Origin of the sequence: Corynebacterium sp. (assembly GCF_030532195.1) — a bacterium.
GTDB lineage: Bacteria > Actinomycetota > Actinomycetes > Mycobacteriales > Mycobacteriaceae > Corynebacterium.
The window spans coordinates 180,789-199,976 of sequence record NZ_JAUNLP010000004.1 but is presented as its reverse complement, the minus strand read 5'-3'; the positions used below and the strand labels follow the sequence as shown (position 1 = coordinate 199,976).

Sequence of the window (19,188 nt, the reverse complement as noted above, 5' to 3'; positions counted from 1 at the left end):
CTAATCCACCAGCGCAGGATTGACCCAGCGGAGCCATTCGTCGATGCCCTCGCCAGTCTTGGCGGATGCTTCAATGACCTTCACCCCTGGATTGACCTTTTCCAAGTTGGCGCGGAAGAGATCCATGTCGAAATCGAGGTACGGAGCCAAATCCATCTTGTTGATGACCACGACCTGCACGGAACGGAACATAACTGGGTACTTGACCGGCTTGTCCTCGCCCTCGGTGATGGAATAGACCATCGCCTTGCGGGTTTCACCCACTTCGAACTCGGCCGGGCAGACGAGGTTGCCCACGTTTTCGATCATGACCAAATCGAGCTTCGACAACTCCAGTCCCTCCAGCGCACGAGAGACCATCGGGGCATCCAGATGGCACTCGCCGCCAAAGCCATTGCCGGTGTTCAGAAGGGAAATCTGTGCATCATAGCCCTCTAGTCGGTCGGCATCGAGTGCAGTTTCAATATCTCCCTCGATAATGCCAACGCGAATCTTGCCCTGCGCCGCAGCCAGCGTCTTTTCCAACAGCGCGGTCTTGCCGGACCCCGGGGAACTCATCAGATTGATGGCCTCAACGCCGTGTTCAGCCAGCAGTTGGCGATTGTGGTCTGCGCGGTGATCGTTCTCACTGAAGATGTCTTCGAGAATGGTCACGCGCTCCACACCGGTGTCGTAGCCGGAGTGATCGCCGTGAGTGGTGTCATTCGGGTCGGCCAGATGCACATGGTCATGGTCATGGTCGTGACCGTGGCTGTGGTCGTGATCGTGGTGGTGATGATGCGCGTTATCGCCGTCGTGCCGATGGAAACGTCCCATGGTTTAACCCCGTCTTCCTAGTTACACGTCGACATCAATGTCGACGATGGTGAATTCTTCTCCGGAGATGACGTGCCCCGGTTTAGCACACTGCGGGCACAGCAGTCCGTCCAGCGGTCCAACTTGTGCGCGATGGCCCTGTTCACACTCAATAACGGCAGGTATCCAGTCAATATCCAGCTCAGCGCCACGTAACCCCGTATCCCGGCTGACAAAATTCCAGGCATATGACAGGGTCTCGGGAACCACCTGGCGCAGGGCCCCAATCCGGAGATGCACAGTGCGGACAGTCCGCCCCTCGGCCGCTCTGGTGACGACCTTCGCCAACTGCATACTCAACGCTACTTCGTGCACATCATCCAAAGTAGCAGTGCTCACTTACGTAGAGTTAGACGCATGATTCAGGCACGCTCGGCGGACACAAAACGCATTCGCCTTCGCATTGAAGGCATCGTCCAAGGAGTTGGCTTTCGCCCCTTTGTCGCCACGATTGCCCGGCGCGCGGGTCTCGTCGGCTTCTGCGGGAATGATGAGCAGGGCGTGTTTATCGAGGTCGAGGGCACCTCAGAGGCCCTGGATGCCTTCGATACCGCTTTGCTTACCGAAGCTCCCGCACTCGCGCGAATTATTTCTCACACCGCTGAGGAGATTCCCACGCTCGGCAGCGAGGAGTCATTTGTCATTGTCCCCTCGCGGCGCAGCGACGCCGGCCGCGCGCTCCTGCCACCGGATACCGCCCTGTGCCCCGATTGTCGCCGCGAGTTTTTCGATTCCACCAACTCGCGCTATCTCTACCCGTTTATCTCCTGCACCAACTGTGGACCGCGCCTGTCCATCATCACCGAACTGCCCTATGACCGCCCCCGCACCACCATGGCGGTCTTTCCCATGTGCGAGCCCTGCGAGCGCGAGTACACCGACCCCACCGACCGCCGCTATCACGCCCAGCCCATCAGCTGTTTTGACTGCGGACCGCGGTTGAGCTGGCGCGACGTGGAGGGCACCACCACCGCTACAACGCGTGATGAGGTCCTCGCCCTTTTCCGCCGCGCGCACGCACTGCTTGACGACGGCGCCCTGCTCGCCGTCAAAGGTATTGGTGGCTTTCACCTCGTCTGTGATGCCGCCAACGACGCCGCCTGTGAGAAACTGCGTCAGCGCAAGCGTCGACCGGATAAACCGCTGGCGGTCATGGCACCGGATGTCGCGACGGCAGCGAGCCTGGTTCAGCTATCCGAGGAAGAACAGCGCCTGCTGGATTCCCCGGAAGCGCCTATTGTCATCGCGCCGAAGCAGCCCGACTCTGCCCTTTCTGATCTCATCGCCCCTGGGCTGGACAGCTTTGGAGTGATGCTGCCCTACTCTGGTATCCACCTACTTCTGTGCGACCGCCCCCTCGTGGTCACCAGCGGCAATATCAGTGGCGAGCCCGTCTGCACGGACAACGACGATGCGATTGAAAAGCTCGGTCACATCGCCGATGCCTTCATCCTGCACGACCGCGACATTCATGTCCCCGTCGAAGATTCCGTCTTTATCGGCACGGCTCCTTCCCGCAGGTCCCGCGGCTTTGCGCCCATTCCGGTCGCGGTAGCGCCAAAAGCCCGTTCCACCACGCCACTGCCCACAGTGTTCGCCACCGGTGGGGAGCTGAAGAACACTTTTGCACTTGCCCACGGGAACTTGGTGCATGTCTCCGCACACATTGGCGACATGGGTTCCTGGGCCAGCCAACAGGCCTACGCGAAGGCCACTGACCAGATGCTTTCCATGCGTGATGTCGCCCCCGAGCTTGTCGTCTGCGATCTACACCCGGGGTATGCCACCACGTCGTTTGCCGAGCGCTTCGCTGCCGAACGCGACATCGAGCTCCTCGCCGTCCAGCATCACTGGGCGCACGCGCTGTCCCTTATGGCCGAGCATCGCCTGCTCTCCTCCAGCGCCAGGTCCACCAATCACGCTGCTAATCACGCCGACCGCGCAGTTGTTGCCACTCTCGACGGCACCGGCTACGGCACCGACGGCACTATCTGGGGCGGCGAGATTCTCACCGTCAGCCGCAGCAGCGCCGATTGGGAGCGCACCTGGCATCTCCCGACGTTCCCGCTGGTCGGCGGCGACCGTGCAGTCACGCATCCCTGGCGACTCGCCCTCGGGCTCGCCGACGCTTGGGCGCTTAACGACGACTACCTCTTGCGCCACCTCCCCAATGAGCAAGAGGTGGCACTGGTCAAAAGTCAATTGGCCTCCGGCGTCGGCACCGTGCCGACGTCCTCCCTCGGCCGCCTTTTTGATGCCGCCGCAGCCTTCGTCCTTCCACGGTGGCGTAGCGGTGAAAAAATCACCTATGAGGCACAAGCCGCCATGGAGTTAGAGGCAGCAGCCAACGACTATGTCCGGTCGCATCCGGAAGCGCTGGAGGCTGCGCACCCAGACACGGAGGCGGAATCACTCCGCGATGCCCTGGGCAAGGCGGTCACACTGACGAGCCCCGAGCAGGCTGCATTTGAATTTCACCGCTGCGTCGCAGGTGCCGTCGGCACGCGATTGGCGCAGGCCGCGCAGGAAGCTGACACGGACATAGTCGGGGTCAGCGGAGGATGCACGAACAACGCTCTGCTGGTCGAACTGTTGCGCCGCGACGTCGCAGCGTACGGTCTGAATTTGCTGCAGCACCAAATCGTCCCGCCGGGCGATGGTGGCTTGAGCCTGGGTCAGGCGATGGCCGGACGGCTGGTGCGTGCAGGCAGCTAGCAGATACGCGGCAGTGGGTCACCGACCAGCATGTCCACCATGCGAGTGCCACCAAAACCGGTGACCAACACCACGGAGGCAGCAGGCTCCTGCTCAATCGAACCGATATCGCGGGCCTCCGGTGCGCCTGCCTCATGCAGCGCGCTAAGCGCAGCATCGGCCTGGTCTGCGGGAACAACCGCCAAGAATGTGCCTTCGTTGGCGACGTAGAGAGGTTCAATTCCCAGCATGTCGCAGGCGCCACGGGTCATTTCGCGTACGGCGATGGCTTCGTCGTCAAGCACGACTCCAAGCCCTGTGCCACGGGCGAGCTCATTGGCGACGGTGGCAAGCCCACCGCGGGTGGCATCACGCATCCAGCGCGTGGCGGGGGCGGCGGCGAGAAGCGCGTCGACCAGGCCGTTGACGGCTCGAGTATCGGATTCGATGGGCGCGGCGAGAGCCAGATCACCGCGGGCGAGCATGACCGCCATGCCGTGATCGGCAATCGGACCGGAGACGAGAATACGGTCTCCAACCTCGATATTTGAGTACACCGAACCGTCCTTGGCGGCCCCGGCGTAATCACCGCGGACGACGCCTACGCCAGCGGTGGTGATGTAGACCTGATCACCGGCGCCCTTGGGGACGACCTTGGTATCACCTGCGACGATGCTGACTCCTGCGGCATCGGCAGCGGCGCGCATACTGGTCACAATGCGACGCAACGTGGCAATTTCCAGGCCCTCTTCCAGAATGAACGAGGCTGTCAGCGCCAGTGGCTTCGCGCCGGCGACAGCTAAGTCATTAACGGTTCCGTTGACAGCTAAATCGCCGATGTTGCCGCCCGGAAACTCGATGGGGTTGACCACGTAGGAGTCGGTGGACATGGCCAACCGAGCACCGTCGCCTGCTGCCGCGACTTCCAGCACGGGGTCAGCGGAGAAGAGGCCCGAGTCGCCGCCTTGGCTCAGGATCTCGTTGCCGTAGGCATCGAAGAAGACCTGCTCAACCAGGGCGGCGGAGGCCTTGCCGCCGGAGCCGTGTTGGAGGGTGACGTAATCGTCGAGAAGCCTGAACGGACGTGCCCGAACGCGGCCAATATTGGTGTTGACCTTTGCTTCGTTGGTGTTCAGACGATTCTTCGGCTGCATGTTCTAACTATCCCTAACTTCACAGCGATCTACGGAGAAAACAAAATGCGTAACTCATACTCCGCATACGAGACGCGACATCCCTGATGGTAGTCTCAAAAAGTATCGCAAACGAGGAGAAACGTATGTGTCTTGGTGTTCCTGCGGTCATCACGGAAGTCCACGATGCCGCCCGTGCAACTGTTGAAATTGGCGGTGTCGCCCGCATGATTTCCACCGATTTGCTCGTGGATGAATCCCTCACCAAGGGCGATTGGGTGCTCGTCCATGTCGGTTTTGCCATGAGCAAGATTGATGAGGAAGAAGCACAGCTTTCGCTCCAGCAGATCAAACAACTAGGTGGCGACACCTATGAGGACGAAGTGGAGTCCTTCTCCTCTTCCAAGATTGAGTGAGGGACGGTAACAAACCATGAAATACGTCGACGAATTCCGCGATCCGGAAGCCGCGAAGAAACTGCTTGCCCGCATCGAGCGCGATGCAAAGAAGCTGGATAAGCCGATTTCGCTGATGGAGGTCTGTGGCGGTCACACCCACACTATCTACCGCTACGGCTTAGAAAATCTGCTGCCGGAAAACATTGAGCTCATTCACGGCCCCGGCTGCCCCGTGTGTGTTATTCCGATGGGTCGCGTGGATGATGCCATCTGGCTGGCACAGCAGGAAGATGTCATTTTCACCACCTTCGGCGACATGATGCGCGTTCCGGGCTCCGAGACATCACTGATGCAAGCGCGTGCGCGCGGCGCCGATGTGCGCTTTGTCTACTCGCCTCTCGACGCACTGAAGATTGCCACCGACAACCCCGATAAGCAGGTTGTTTTCTTCGCCGTCGGGTTCGAGACCACCGCCCCGTCAACCGCCGTCACGGTTGAGGCCGCTCGCCGTCAGGGCGTGGAAAACTTCTCGGTCTTTTCCAATCACGTATTGATTGAGCCGCCGCTGCGTGCAATTGTCAACGGCGGCGAGACCAAAGTCGACGGTTTCATCGGCCCAGGTCACGTGGCTACTACAACTGGCACCGACGCGTTTGAGTTCCTGCCGCGCGAGTTCAATCTGCCTGTGGCGGTCACCGGTTTTGAACCGTTGGATATTCTCCAGGCCGTCGTCATGCTGCTCGATCAGTTTGTCAGCGGCGACATCGCGGCCGGCAAGGCGCGCGTGGACAACCAGTACGCGCGCGTCGTCCGTTCTGCCGGCAATACCACGGCGCAAAAGCTCATGGACCGCGTCTTCACCCTTCGAGACACCTTCGAGTGGCGCGGTCTCGGGTGGATTGAGCACTCCGGCCTCGGCATCTCCGAGGAATACGCGAAGTTCGATGCCGAGCGTCGCTTCCAGGTGCCGGGTCGTCGAATCCCCGACCCCGTGACCTGCGAATGTGGTTCGGTGCTCACCGGCCATATCAAGCCGTGGCAGTGTGCCGTCTTCGGCACCGCCTGCACTCCGGCCACGCCAATTGGCACCTGCATGGTCTCGCCCGAGGGTGCCTGCGCGGCCTACTACAACTTCGGCCGCATCGACCGCGAGGTCACACAGAACCTCGCAAAATCCCGCGGGTAGTTACTCCGTAATTCCCGCACGCGCAAGCGCTGCTACTGCCTGCTTGACGACGGGCGCGTCAATCATCTCGCCGTCGAGCTGGAAGGCGCCCGTGTGCGTGCCTGCGTTATCGACGATCTTCCGAGCGCGGGTCAGCGTTGCTTCCGACGGCCGGTAGGCTTTGCGCACCGGCGGCACCATGGCCGGGTGAATGCAGGCCGTCGCCAAGAAGCCGCAGCCCACGGCGTCGAGTGCCTCCAGATACTGGCCGCGCTCATCGCGGAAGTCCGCGTGAATAGCATCAATAGCAGCAATACCGGCAGCCGCTGCATGCACCTGCACAAGTGCACGCGCCAGCCGCTGCGGATCGCGGTAGTGGCGGCGTGGGTTTTCATCCACGCTCAGACGCGAGGAGACACCGCCCAGCTCGGCGGTTAAGTCCTCTGCTCCCCAGAACAGACCGACAACGCCTGGGTGCGTTGCAATCTGCTGAATATTAATCATGGCCTGCGGCGTTTCAATCATGGCGATGATCTTCAAGCCCTCCAGCTCTGCCGGAATGGACTCTCTGATCTTCGGCACCATGATGATGTCGTAATTGCACTTACGGGCAAACGCGACGTCTTCGGAAAAAGTCGGCGCTTCCGGCCCAGTAATCCGAAGAATCGTTGTTGCTGGGTCGAGCGGATTGGCCATGATGTTTTCGCGGGCCTGCGCGTGGTTATCGACAGCGGCGCCGTCTTCCAAGTCGATAATGACCATATCGGAACGTTCTGCGGCTTTGGCGAAGCGCTCGGGACGATCGGCCGGTGCGAAAAGTAGCGCCGGGCCAGTCGGGAGCCAAGGGTACGTCTGTTCTCCGTTAAGGGAGCTAATGCCTGTCATAACTCCTAACCTAATTGAATCCCGCAAAACCATTTGGCCGGGGTTACCCCAGGTGCGGGACCGAATTAGCCCGATTGTCGCAGCAGACGACAAACCCCGCTCTTCCCTGCCGCATTAGCAGCAGCGTAAAAGAGCGGGAGTAAGGCCGAAATCGCATTATTCGCGGTACAGCAGCAGCGCGTCACCCTGACCACCGCCACCGCACAGGGAGACACCTGCGCGACCGGAACCACGGCGGTTCAGCTCCATAGCCGCAGTCAGCGTCAGGCGAGCACCAGAGCAACCGATTGGGTGGCCAAGAGCAATCGCACCACCGTGGATATTGGTCTTCTCCAGCGGGTAGTCGAGCTCACGCAGGGACTTGACGGCAACCGCACCGAAGGCCTCGTTGATTTCGATGAAGTCCAGATCCTGAACGTCCCACTCGGCGCGGCGCAGTGCCTTCTGGAGGGAGTCCGACGGCTGTGCGTGCAGGGAGTTGTCCGGACCTGCGGTCTGACCTGCCGTGCCCACCACTGCGAGGTAGTCCAGGCCGTGCTTTTCTGCGTAGGCGCGGGATGCCAGCACGACAGCGGCTGCACCATCGGAAATAGGCGAGGAGTTGCCGGCGGTGATGGTGCCGTTTTCCTTCAGGAAGACCGGACGCAGTTTAGCCAGCGTCTCGACAGTGGTGTTCGGGCGAATGCCCTGGTCGGAGTCCACAACTACTGGGTCGCCCTTGCGCTGCGGAATCTCAATCGGAGCAATCTCCTCGGCGAAGATGCCGTCTTCCTGGGCCTTAGCTGCACGTTGGTGCGAAGCAGCTGCAACCTCATCCTGCTGTTCGCGAGTAATTCCGAGGTCGCTATTGCGGCCGTCGGTAAGCGTGCCCATGGACACGCCGTCGAAGGAGTCAACGAGACCGTCGCGCTCCAGGGTGTCCTCCAGCTTCAGCTCACCGAACGACTTGCCCTGACGGACACCGCGGGCCACGTGCGGAGCATGAGTCATGGACTCCTGCCCACCAGCCACTACGACATCAGCATCGCCGAGGCGAATCATACGAGCTGCGTGAATTACAGCGTTCAAGCCAGAGAGGCAGACCTTATTCACAATCTCTGCAGTGGTGTTCCACGGCAGACCTGCCTTAATAGCCACCTGGCGAGCCGGGTTCTGGCCTGCACCTGCGAGAATCACCTGGCCGAGAACAACGTGCTCTACCTCCTCCGGGGCAATGCCAGCGCGAGAAACTGCGTGCTTGACGGCGTGTGCACCGAGGTCGACAGAGGTAAGTGGAGCGAGCTGGCCGAGCAGCTTGCCCTGCGGGGTACGAGCGCCTGCGAGGATGACGACATCATTGGGGCTGGGAGCAGGAAGGTTACTCATTGATTAATTCTCCTAGTAATACTCATGAGCACTACAGCACATGGTTTTGTCTTTAATTCTCTAAATCCACCACGTACGCGGCTTCAGTGTTGGCCTCGATATCCGCCAAGGTCACGCCCGGTGCCAGCTTGCGCAGTACCAGGTGATCGTCAGCGACATCGAAACTTCCCAGGTTGCTAATAATCCTTTTCACTACTTTCGCACCAGTCAGGGGCAGTTCGCAGGCTTTTACCAATTTTGGTTTGCCATCTTTGGATACGTGATCGGTCAGGACCACGACTCGCGGGGTACCAGCCACCAAATCCATGGCCCCGCCCATGCCCTTGACCATCTTCCCCGGAATCATCCAGTTGGCCAGGTCACCGCATTGGCTGACTTCCATCGCGCCGAGAACTGCCATCTTCACCGCACCGCCGCGGATCATGCCGAAGCTCGTCGCAGAGTCAAAAATTGCCGCGCCCGGAACCAGAGTCACAGTCTGCTTACCCGCATTAATCAGATCTGCGTCCTCATCGCCCTCGTAGGGAAACGCGCCCATGCCCAAGATGCCGTTTTCGCTTTGCAACAGCACCCGCACGCCCTCGGGAATGTGGTTGGCAACCAACGTCGGAATACCAATTCCCAGGTTCACATAGTCACCGTCGCGCAGTTCTGCGGCTGCCAACTGCGCCATCTCATCGCGGCTCCAGCCCTTGGCTGAAATGCTGGTTGTCGCTGGTTTTGCTAAAGCCATATCTAAAGCTCCTCCCCTGTCGCCGCTTCCCCGGCGCCACGGACATCTCGCGGTCTGGTCGTGCGTTTCTCGATTGGCTTGTCACGACCGTCGCCACGCACCACGTGCTGCACGTAAACGCCCGGTGTCATCACCAGGTCCGGATCAATCTCTCCGCGCCCCAGCAGATGTTCCACTTCCGCAACTGTGGTCTGCCCTGATGCCGCGCACAGGGGGTTAAAGTTCTGCGCTGTGCGGCGATAGACGAGGTTTCCGTCGATATCTCCGCTGTAGGCGTGTACGAGCCCGATATCAGCGACGATGCCTCGCTCCTGCACGTAGGTGTGTCCGTCAAACTCGGCGTGTGGCTTTCCTTCTGCAACGAGCGTGCCGACACCGGTTGCGGTGTAAAAGGCAGGAATACCGGCACCTCCGGCGCGCAACCGCTCAGCCAGCGTGCCCTGCGGAGTGAATTCAACTTCCAGCTCGCCTTCAAGGTACTGACGTGCGAATTCCTTGTTTTCACCAACGTAGGAGGCAATGACCTTGGCAACCTGCTTGTTTTCCAGCAAAATGCCCAGCCCCTGGCCGTCGATTCCCATGTTGTTAGAGACAATCGTCAGGTTCTTAGCCCCGGAGTCACGCACCCCGTCGATGAGGGTGTACGGCACTCCGCAGAGACCAAAACCTCCTACTGCCAGAGTCATGCCATCGGTGACAAGACCTGCGACGAGCTCACGCCCGGTCTGATTCACAGTCTTCGACATCGGCTACACCCATCCCAGGATGCGCGGTGCCTGCTCACGCATCTCGACCTTGCGGACCTTGCCCGAGGCCGTCATCGGGAACTCTTCGACCACGTGGACATACCGCGGGATCTTGTGACGGGACAGTTTTCCCTGGGCAAATGCTGCAACATCCTCGGCGGTCAAATCCTCTACATCATCCTGCAAGATGACCCACGCCATAATTTCCTCGCCGTACTTGTCATCGGGAACACCGATGACCTGCGCATCGACGACAGCGGGGTGCGTGAACAGGAACTCTTCAATCTCTCGCGGGTAGATGTTCTCGCCACCGCGAATGAGCATGTCCTTAATCCGACCGGTGATAGACAAGTAGCCTTCGTCGTCAAGCACGCCCAAGTCGCCAGTGTGCATCCAACCGTCAGCGTCGATGGCTTCGGCGGTCTTTTCCGGGTGCTGCCAGTACTCCTTCATCACGGAGTAACCGCGAATGACCACCTCTCCCTGGGCACCGCGCGGGACGGTTTCACCTGTTACTTCATCAATGATGCGGGCTTCCAGGTGAGGCATGATCTGGCCGACAGTGTTGACGCGCTTTTCCAGCGGCGAGTCAGCGCGAGTTTGGAAGGACACCGGCGAGGTCTCCGTCATGCCGTAGCAAATGGCGATTTCCTTCATGTTCAGGTTGTCCATCACCTCTCGCATTGTCTTCGACGGACAGGAGGTACCGGCCATGACTCCGGTGCGCAGCATCGACAGGTCATACGGTGAGCCGTATTCGACCTGGTCTTCAGCTTCTTCAAGTTCGTTGATGAACATCGTTGGCACACCGTAGAGACTGGTGGCCTTGGCTGAGTGGACGGCCTTGAGCGTTTCGCGGGCTTTAAAACTCGGTGCCGGAATGATGATTGCAGCACCGTGGGTGAATGCAGCGAATGTGCCGATGACCATACCGAAGGTGTGGAAGAACGGTACTGGCACGCAGATGCGGTCGGCCTCGGTGTATCCCAGCAGCTCACCGATGAAGTAGCCATTGTTGAGCAGGTTGCGGTGTGTGAGCGTCGCGCCCTTCGGGAACCCCGTAGTACCAGAGGTGAACTGGATATTGATTGGATCATCTGGGTGCAGCTGCGAGGTGTACTCAGTCAGGTCATCGATGTCGCAGTGCATGTGCTCGTACCACTCAGAGGAACCGAAGTAGATGACTTTGTCCAAGCGAACACCACGCTGCTTGGAGGCCTCTATAAGCATGGTGCGGTAGTCGGAGTCCTTGTAACGGCGCGCGGCAAAGACCATCCGGACGCCGGCCTTTTCCAGCACGTAGTTCAGTTCGTGCTGGCGGTAGGCGGGGTTGATATTGACCAAAACCAGGCCAATGTGATGGCAGGCGTACTGCACCACGGTCCATTCCCAGCGGTTGGTGGACCAGATACCAATGCGGTCACCGGGGCGATAGCCCTCGCGGATAAAGGCGCTGGCAAGACGCAGAACTCTGTTGTAGAAGCGCTCATAGGTAAAGGACACGTCCGCGTAGACGTCCACAATGGCATCGCGGGAGGGGAACTTCTCCACGATAGCGCGCAGGTTTTCGCCCAGGGTTTCATCGCGCAGCGGTGCTGCTCCCTGCTCGATACCGGCGCCGAAGACATGACTCATTTTGTTGCCATCTGCATCGACGACATCCTTGCCGAATGGCGCCGGAACAGTGCTAAACCCCTCCGGCAGCTTGGACGGATCGGCAAGGCGCTGCTCCGCGTGCTTATTCAGTGTCGTGGTCATGAGGAGACCTCCTTGAAATCTGGGCTCTTCGCGCACTCGCGAAAAGCGGAGAAAATCTTTGCGGTGATGTGGTGGAAAATTGAGTGGAAGGTAGGTGGTGAGATTGGTTGGTTTAGCTGCTTGCCGCCGCTCTCCGGGCAATCGCTTCTGCTTGGCGGAAAAGTGGAGCATCGACCATTCGTCCCTCGAAACTGAAGGCACCGGAGTTCTTCTCGGTCTCGGCGAGCAGGCGCCGCGCCCAATCAATTTCTTCATCGCTGGGGCGGTACGCCTGGCGAATAGTGGCCACTTGACCTGGGTGAATACACACTGTTGCGGCAAAGCCAAGTGCTGCGGCATCGGCAGCTTCTGCGGCCAGCCCATCGGTGTCGGCAATGTTGACGTAGATGGAATCCAAGCTGGCCTTTCCATGTGCGGCTGCAGACAGATGCACATGGCTGCGGGTATGAACTGCCACGCTGCGATAGGCCCCGGCGTGGATGCGGCCCGGCGCGAGTTTGGCCTCTGTCTCGCTGAAACGCGATGCTGTCCCAGCTAGCCCTGCGACTAGGTCTTCGGCGCCCCAAAACAGTGCAACGACACCATCTGTGGCGGCCAATTCTTCAGCACGCAGTACTCCAAGTGGAGTTTCAATAAGTGCAATGACCTCCGTGGCCTCACCCAATGCCTCTACCAGGTCTTTTACCTGCTGCGCAGATGATGCCTTCGGCAACATCACCTGACGGAAATCTGTGCCCCGCAGCATCTCAATATCAGCTGCATAATCCGCTACCTCCGGCGGATTGACGCGCACAATGGTGCGAGCCGGATCGAGTTGGCTGGAGGCAATCGACTCACGGGCGGCCACACGATTTTCTGCACGGCATCCATCTTCGAGGTCAAGAATCACCATGTCGGCGCGGTCAGCCGCTTTGGCGAAACGCTCTGGGCGGTCGGCCGGCGCGAACAAAATCGCAGGTCCTACTGGCTGCCATGTCTCTTTCGCAGTCATGGGCGCTCACTTGTCCTTTTCGGCTGCGTTCGCGGTGCCGTCGTTACGCGATGTCGGTGCGCACTGCACAAGCGTGGAGCGCACGGCGCGGCAGACGACAGTGCCGTCTTGGTTTCGGCCGATATGCTCCAGCTCGACAATTCCCTGGTTAGGGCGGGATTTGGACAGTCGTTTAGCGCGGCAGACCGTTTCGGCGTAGAGGGTGTCGCCGTGGAACATCGGTGCGGGGAAAGCGACTTCGGTAAAGCCCAGGTTGGCGACGATGGTGCCGAGGGTGAGCTGACCGACCGAGAGTCCGACAACCGTCGACAGCGTCCACATCGAGTTGACCAGCCGCTCACCGCCAAATCCCGGCTGCTGACTCGCCCAGTGTGCGTCCAAATGCAGTGGCTGCGTATTCATGGTGAGAGTGGTGAAGATGACATCGTCGGTTTCCGTCACTGTGCGCCCGGGACGGTGCAGGTAACGCGCACCGACTTCGTATTCCTCAAACCACAGCCCACGCTGGACGACGTCGTGGGTAACTTCCGTTTCCTTATTAGTCATGGTTACAGCCCCAATCCGCGGGCGATGAGCATGAGCTGAACTTCGGTGGTGCCCTCACCAATCTCCAGAATCTTGGAGTCGCGGTAGTGGCGTGCCACGCGGTATTCGTTCATGAATCCGTATCCGCCGAAGATCTGGGTCGCATCGCGAGCGTTATCCATCGCCGCCTCGGAAGCAACCATTTTCGCGATGTACGCTTCACGACGGAAATCTGCGCCAGCGGCCATCTTGGCTGCTGCGTCGTACCACGCCATGCGGGCGGTGTGAGCGCGCGCTTCCATTCGGGCAATTTTGAAGGAAATGGCCTGGTACTCGCCAATCGCACGCCCCATGGACTGGCGCTCCTTGGCGTGGCGGACCGACTCATCGACGCAGCCCTGCGCGGCACCGGTGGCAAGTGCAGCGATTGCAACTCGTCCCTCGGCCAGGATGGACAGGAAGCTTGCGAAGCCGCGACCTCGGGTACCCAGCAGGTTTTCCTGGGGGACGCGGACATCGGTGAAGGTCAGCGGGTGGGTGTCGGAGGCGTTCCAACCGACCTTGTCGTAGGCAGGCTCGGCGATGAATCCCTCAGTGCCACTCGGCACAATGATGGTGGAGATTTCCTTCTTGCCATTGTCCTTTTCTCCGGTGACTGCGGTGACGGTGACCAGCGAGGTGATGTCGGTTCCGGAGTTGGTAATGAACTGCTTGGCACCGTTGATGACAAAGTCATCGCCATCCTCACGAGCCGTGGTGCGAGTGGCACCGGCATCGGAGCCCGCATCCGGCTCGGTCAGGCCGAAGCCGGCAAGTTTTTTACCTGCGGTGAGATCCGGCAGGTAAGTCTCCTTCTGTTTGTCGTTGCCGAAGTGGAAGATTGGCATGGCACCCAAACCAACTCCTGCTTCCAGCGTGATGGCGACCGACTGATCGACCTTGGCCAGCTCTTCCAGGGCGATGCCGAAGGAGAGGTAGTCGCCGCCCATGCCGCCGACTTCCTCCGGGAATGGCAGGCCGAATAGTCCCATCTCGCCCATCTGCGAGACGACCTCATACGGAAAAGTGTGGTTGCGGTCGTGCTCGGCGGATACCGGCGCGACAACTTCATTGGCAAATTCGCGAACGACTTTCTGCAGTTCCACGTACTCGTTGTCGAGGATGGCGGTTGCAATTGTGGTGCTGCTGGAAGACATATGTGTGCTCCTTAGTTATTAGGTGTGCGTTGCGTCTATGTAGGGTGCGTTGTGAGTTGCGTGGGTGCTGTTAGTTCTCGGCTTCGGCCACTGTGATGGTGGCCAGTTGCTGATCACCGGTGACCTGATCGCCCGGCGCGACTGCAAAGCTGACTTCACCTGCGACTTCAGCGGTGAGTGTGTGCTCCATCTTCATGGCCTCCATCACCAGCAGGGCGGCGCCGGCTTCGACGTGCGTGCCTTCCTCCACCGACAGGGCGATGATTGCTCCCGGCATGGGCGCATGTACCGCACCCGAGCCGGAGGTATCGGCTTCGGCACCGGCGGTGACGACCTCTGTGCGAGGCAACACCCACGTGCCGTGGGCACCGGTGACGACGTATTCCTCCCGCCTCGCAGAGCCCGCGCTGTCGATGGTTTCGACCAGGAAGTGCTGTGCTACTCCATCGCGGACAATGCGTAGGCGTTCCCCGTCGCGGTAGACGGAAACTGTGTAATTTCGTGGCTCTGGCGACTCGGTATCGCCGTTATCCGCCTCGGCGGACAGGCCTGCCACCACATCGCCGACGATGACGTCGGCAAGCGATGGCGTGCCCACAATAGAGATCAAGCGCGAGCTCTCCCCTACTCCGAAGCGAATGCGCTGCGAGGCAGGTTCACTGGCGCGCCAACCGTCTGGGGTGAGCCACGGCGAATCGATGGCGGCGTCAAAACGCGTGGTCAACCAGCTCATTGCCGCGGCGATGTAGACATCGTCTGGGGCTTCGGTGGTGGCAAAGCCCTCCGCGACGCGGTCTAGAAGACCGGTGTCGAGTTCGCCGGCCCGGACCTCAGGAATATTCAGCAGGTAGCGACAGAAATCGATATTGACCCCGACACCTGCAACAACGGTGTCTCCGAGGGCCTGGTCCAGGCGCTCGAGTGCCTGCTCGCGGTTGTCACCGTAAGAGATGATCTTCATCAGCATTGGGTCGTACAGAGAGGAGACCTCAGAGCCATCCACGATGCCCGAGTCCACCCTGACCCCTGCTCCGCGAGGCTCGATGACGCGAGAGACTGTACCGCCGGTCGGCAGGAATCCCGCCGCCGGATCCTCGGCATACACGCGCGCTTCAATCGCGTGACCGGTCAACGTCACATCGTCCTGCGCAATCGGCAGGGATTTACCCGAGGCGATTTCTACCTGCAACGCCACCAAATCCAGCCCCGTGACCTGCTCCGTTACTGGATGCTCCACCTGCAGGCGCGTATTCATCTCCATGAAGTAAAACGACGACGGATCCTTTGCCGGCACAATGAATTCCACTGTGCCCGCACCGACGTAGCCCACCGATCGGGCCGCATCACAGGCCGCCTCACCAATTGCTGCACGCGTTTTTTCATCCAGCAATGGGCTCGGCGCTTCCTCAATGACCTTTTGATGACGTCGCTGCAGCGAGCACTCACGCTCTCCCAGATGGATTACATTGCCGTGTTTATCTGCGAGAATCTGCACTTCAATATGCCGCGGGGTATCCACGAAATGCTCGATGAACAGCGAGTCATCGCCGAAGGCTCCCGCCGCTTCACGACGGGCCGTTGCGAGCGCAGCCGGCAAGTCCTCTGCATTTTCCACACGGTGCATACCTTTGCCACCACCACCTGCAGATGGCTTAATCAGTACCGGAAAACCAATCGAAGGAGCTGCCTCGATGAGATCTTCGTCGGCAAGCCCGGGGCGAGACAGTCCCGGGACGGTCGGAACATCGCGGGCTTCTACGGCGGCACGAGCCGAGATTTTGTCGCCCATGGTGTTGATGGCGCTGGCTGACGGACCGATGAATTCGATTCCAGCCTTTTCACAGGCGATCGCGAAATCGGCATTTTCGGACAGGAAGCCGTAGCCGGGATGAATGCCGTCTGCGCCGGAGCGACGAGCGGCATCGATAATCTTGTCGATGACCAGGTACGACTCGCGAGCAGCAGACGGCCCGATGTGGACTGCCATGTCTGCCATTCGCACGTGTGGCGCATCGGCATCGGCATCCGAGTAAACCGCGACCGAGCGAATCCCGTTGTCACGGAGTGTGCGGATAATGCGGAAGGCAATCTCCCCGCGGTTTGCGACCAACACAGTGGTCAAGCTGGTGGCAGCTGCCTGTGGCTGCATGTTGTGCGCTGTCATGTGCCCTTTGTTTCCCTTCAAGAAAAGTGGTGTCGAAAGTTTTTTCAGGTTGCTACATGCGGAAGACGCCAAAGCCCTGGTCATCCAGCGGTGCGCTACTTGCCACATCGAGGGCCATGCCGAGAATTCGGCGGGTATCTGCGGGATCGATGACACCGTCATCCCAAAGGCGTGCTGAGGAGTAATAACAGTGCGATTGACGCTCAAACTGCTCGCGGATTGGCGCCTCAAACTCTTCTTGCTCCTTTTCGGACCAGCTCTCACCTGAGCGTTCAATCTGATTACGACGCACAGTCGACAGCGTCATGGCTGCCTGCGGCCCACCCATGACCGAGATGCGAGCGTTCGGCCACATCCACAGGAATCGCGGTGAGTAGGCACGACCGCACATGGAGTAGTTGCCGGCACCGAATGCTCCGCCGATGACGACGGTGAACTTGGGTACGCGCGTAGTAGCTACGGCGTTGACCATCTTGGCGCCGTGCTTGGCAATACCGCCGGCCTCATATTCACGACCGACCATGAAGCCGGTGGTGTTCTGCAGAAATACCAGCGGAATACCGCGCTGATCACACAACTCAATAAAGTGCGCGCCCTTTTGTGCGGACTCTGCAAAGAGGATGCCGTTATTGGCGATGATGCCCACACGGTGACCGTGAATGCGGGCGAAAGCAGTGACCAACGTGGTGCCAAATTCGGCTTTGAACTCCTGATACTGCCCGCCATCAACGATGATGTCGATAACCTCGTGGACGTCGTACGGTACCTTGGCATCGACAGGAACGACATCGTAGAGGTCAGTTTGGCTGCGTGTCGGCGCGACAGTGGGCTCGGTATCCCACGGTGCCGCCGGATCTTTCGGCAAGGTCGCGACGATATCTCGGACGCGACGCAGAGCGTCGGCGTCGTTAACCGCCAGGTGGTCAGTAACGCCGGATGTCTTCGAGTGCAGCTCACCGCCACCGAGCTCCTCGGGCGTGACATCCTCACCGGTTGCAGCTTTGACCAGCGGCGGACCTGCCAGAAAGATGGTGCCCTGGTTTTTCACGATGACTGCTTCATCACTCATTGCTGGCACGTATGCACCTCCGGCGGTGCATGAGCCCATCACCGCTGCGATTTGCGGGATGCCACGGGCGGAGAGGTTCGCTTGGTTGTAGAAGATTCGACCAAAGTGATCGCGATCGGGAAAGACCTCATCCTGGTTGAGCAGCATGGCTCCACCCGAGTCCACGAGGTAGATGCACGGCAAGTGATTGAGGCTGGCAATCTCTTGGGCACGTAAGTGCTTCTTGACTGTCAGCGGGTAGTACGTGCCGCCGGAAACAGTTGCGTCATTGGCAACGACGAGGCAACGGCGACCTTCAACAATGCCGATACCGGCGATAACGCCCGCGGCCGGAACTTTGCCACCGTACATCTCATGGGCGGCCAGTGGCGCGACCTCTAAAAACGGGCTGCCAGGATCCAGCAGCTGATTAATGCGCTGGCGCGGCAGCAGCTTTCCGCGAGAAATGTGGCGGGCACGAGCGCGCTCGGAACCACCTCGTGCAGTAGTGCTGAGCAGCTTTTTTAGCTCTGCAACGAGCTCTTCGTGGCGCTGCCTGTTGGTCAGTGCTGTGGCTTGAGTCATGGGCGAAATACTTTCCGTTAATGACTATTAACTTTCTTGGCAGAAAGGTTAATGTGACCCCAGTCACCTCACAAGAGTTTTTGTTTTGCAGAACACACTTCTACCCCCGACAATATCGCCGACAAGCCCGACCTCCACGCCATTTGCCGAGATAAAACGCCTATTCCTAGCCCTGATAAAAGTTTCCCAATAAAACCTGTTTCGGGGGTAAATTTACTGTGTGTAACCCCACCGGAAGCCGCTCACACCGACACTGCACACAACAAAACCGCCCGACCTTCGAGCTACCGCGATGTAGCGAGGCCAGACGGCAAGAAAAGTTAACCGGGATTATCTATTCTCAATCCCCATGGCTCCAAGAGCCATTTCAAAGGTGTTTTCACTGGTCACAGCAGGCCCTGCCCATTTGAGCACATGCCTGGAAGAGTTAATCAGACCGGCTGCGAGCTGCACTTTCAGCTGCGCATCATCGGAGCTTAGATTCGGATGCAGCTCACGCAGCGCATCCACCCACATCATCATGTACAAGCGCTGCAATGACCGCACTTTCGCGCTCTGCTTCGGCGAAAGATTTCCACCTTCGCGCTCCTGAACCAAAATGCGATCCGGCTCAGTCACAGCAAAGTGAACATGATGCGCAAGCAGCTCGCGAAGCGCCTCCTCCGCACCCCAATTTTTGCGCTCTGCCTGCTCCAATACCGCCCGCGCACCGTCGACAAGGCGAATCGAAATATCAATGAGAATCTGCGCGAGCAGCTCTTCCTTACCGCTGAAGTAGCGGTACAGCGCCGGGCCAGAAACTCCCACGGCGGAGCCGACATCCTCCAGCCGAGTCTGGTGAAATCCCCGCTCGGCGATAATGGCGGCGGCAGCGGAGAGGATTTCTGCTTCTCGACGCTGTCGTGCTTCGGCTCTACGTGACATAAACCCCTATGTTAAACGCGATC

17 protein-coding genes are annotated in these 19,188 nt (G+C 59.6%); 3 read left to right on the top strand and 14 right to left on the bottom strand.

What is annotated here, in order from left to right:
- The gene (gene hypB / locus Q4E11_RS06305; RefSeq protein ID WP_303164504.1) at positions 1–816 is read right to left on the bottom strand and encodes a hydrogenase nickel incorporation protein HypB; all 816 of its coding nucleotides are present in this window, start codon (positions 814–816) and stop codon (positions 1–3) included.
- Positions 817–837: 21 nt separating this feature from the next.
- A complete protein-coding gene (locus Q4E11_RS06300) occupies positions 838–1,194 on the bottom strand; it encodes a hydrogenase maturation nickel metallochaperone HypA (RefSeq protein ID WP_303164502.1) in 357 nt (118 codons plus the stop codon).
- 18 nt (positions 1,195–1,212) lie between these two features.
- On the opposite strand from Q4E11_RS06300, the gene hypF reads away from it, so the two are divergent.
- A complete protein-coding gene (gene hypF / locus Q4E11_RS06295; RefSeq protein ID WP_303164500.1) occupies positions 1,213–3,570 on the top strand; it encodes a carbamoyltransferase HypF in 2,358 nt (785 codons plus the stop codon).
- Here the strand turns inward: hypF and hypE are convergent.
- The gene (gene hypE / locus Q4E11_RS06290; protein WP_303164498.1) at positions 3,567–4,703 is read right to left on the bottom strand and encodes a hydrogenase expression/formation protein HypE; all 1,137 of its coding nucleotides are present in this window, start codon (positions 4,701–4,703) and stop codon (positions 3,567–3,569) included. The two genes, hypF and hypE, sit on opposite strands and share 4 nt — an antisense overlap.
- Before the next feature lie 125 nt (positions 4,704–4,828).
- Here hypE and Q4E11_RS06285 point away from each other — a divergent pair, with 125 nt between their 5' ends.
- Positions 4,829–5,098, top strand: a complete 270-nt coding sequence (locus Q4E11_RS06285) for a HypC/HybG/HupF family hydrogenase formation chaperone (protein WP_303164496.1) — start codon at positions 4,829–4,831, stop codon at positions 5,096–5,098.
- Between the two features lie 16 nt (positions 5,099–5,114).
- Positions 5,115–6,266 carry a hydrogenase formation protein HypD gene (gene hypD, locus Q4E11_RS06280; RefSeq protein ID WP_303164494.1) on the top strand — a complete coding sequence of 384 codons (1,152 nt, stop codon included), beginning with the start codon at positions 5,115–5,117 and terminating at the stop codon, positions 6,264–6,266.
- Here the strand turns inward: hypD and Q4E11_RS06275 are convergent, their stop codons facing one another.
- The 11 genes from Q4E11_RS06275 to Q4E11_RS06225 form a co-directional block, all read right to left on the bottom strand.
- A complete protein-coding gene (locus tag Q4E11_RS06275; RefSeq protein WP_303164492.1) occupies positions 6,267–7,130 on the bottom strand; it encodes a CoA ester lyase in 864 nt (287 codons plus the stop codon).
- Between the two features lie 156 nt (positions 7,131–7,286).
- Positions 7,287–8,495, bottom strand: coding sequence for an acetyl-CoA C-acetyltransferase (locus Q4E11_RS06270; protein WP_303164490.1), 1,209 nt, complete (start codon positions 8,493–8,495; stop codon positions 7,287–7,289).
- A 52-nt stretch (positions 8,496–8,547) separates the two neighbouring features.
- A complete protein-coding gene (locus Q4E11_RS06265; protein WP_303164488.1) occupies positions 8,548–9,228 on the bottom strand; it encodes a 3-oxoacid CoA-transferase subunit B in 681 nt (226 codons plus the stop codon).
- Between the two features lie 2 nt (positions 9,229–9,230).
- A complete protein-coding gene (locus Q4E11_RS06260; protein WP_303164486.1) occupies positions 9,231–9,974 on the bottom strand; it encodes a CoA transferase subunit A in 744 nt (247 codons plus the stop codon).
- 3 nt (positions 9,975–9,977) lie between these two features.
- Complete coding sequence (locus Q4E11_RS06255; RefSeq protein ID WP_303164484.1) at positions 9,978–11,732, bottom strand: AMP-binding protein; 1,755 nt, start codon at positions 11,730–11,732, stop codon at positions 9,978–9,980.
- 112 nt (positions 11,733–11,844) lie between these two features.
- Positions 11,845–12,723 (bottom strand): CoA ester lyase, encoded by an 879-nt coding sequence (locus Q4E11_RS06250; RefSeq protein ID WP_303164481.1) that lies wholly within the window; start codon positions 12,721–12,723, stop codon positions 11,845–11,847.
- Between the two features lie 6 nt (positions 12,724–12,729).
- Positions 12,730–13,269 carry a MaoC family dehydratase gene (locus Q4E11_RS06245; RefSeq protein WP_303164478.1) on the bottom strand — a complete coding sequence of 180 codons (540 nt, stop codon included), beginning with the start codon at positions 13,267–13,269 and terminating at the stop codon, positions 12,730–12,732.
- 2 nt (positions 13,270–13,271) lie between these two features.
- Positions 13,272–14,444, bottom strand: a complete 1,173-nt coding sequence (locus tag Q4E11_RS06240) for an acyl-CoA dehydrogenase family protein (protein WP_303164476.1) — start codon at positions 14,442–14,444, stop codon at positions 13,272–13,274.
- 70 nt (positions 14,445–14,514) lie between these two features.
- Positions 14,515–16,608, bottom strand: a complete 2,094-nt coding sequence (locus tag Q4E11_RS06235; RefSeq protein WP_303164474.1) for an acetyl/propionyl/methylcrotonyl-CoA carboxylase subunit alpha — start codon at positions 16,606–16,608, stop codon at positions 14,515–14,517.
- Positions 16,609–16,660: 52 nt separating this feature from the next.
- On the bottom strand, positions 16,661–18,241 hold the full coding sequence (locus Q4E11_RS06230; RefSeq protein WP_303164471.1) for a carboxyl transferase domain-containing protein: 1,581 nt from the start codon (positions 18,239–18,241) through the stop codon (positions 16,661–16,663).
- 330 nt (positions 18,242–18,571) lie between these two features.
- Positions 18,572–19,165: a TetR/AcrR family transcriptional regulator gene (locus Q4E11_RS06225; RefSeq protein WP_303164469.1), complete on the bottom strand. Its 594-nt coding sequence runs from the start codon at positions 19,163–19,165 to the stop codon at positions 18,572–18,574.
- Between the last annotated feature and the right edge of the window lie 23 nt (positions 19,166–19,188).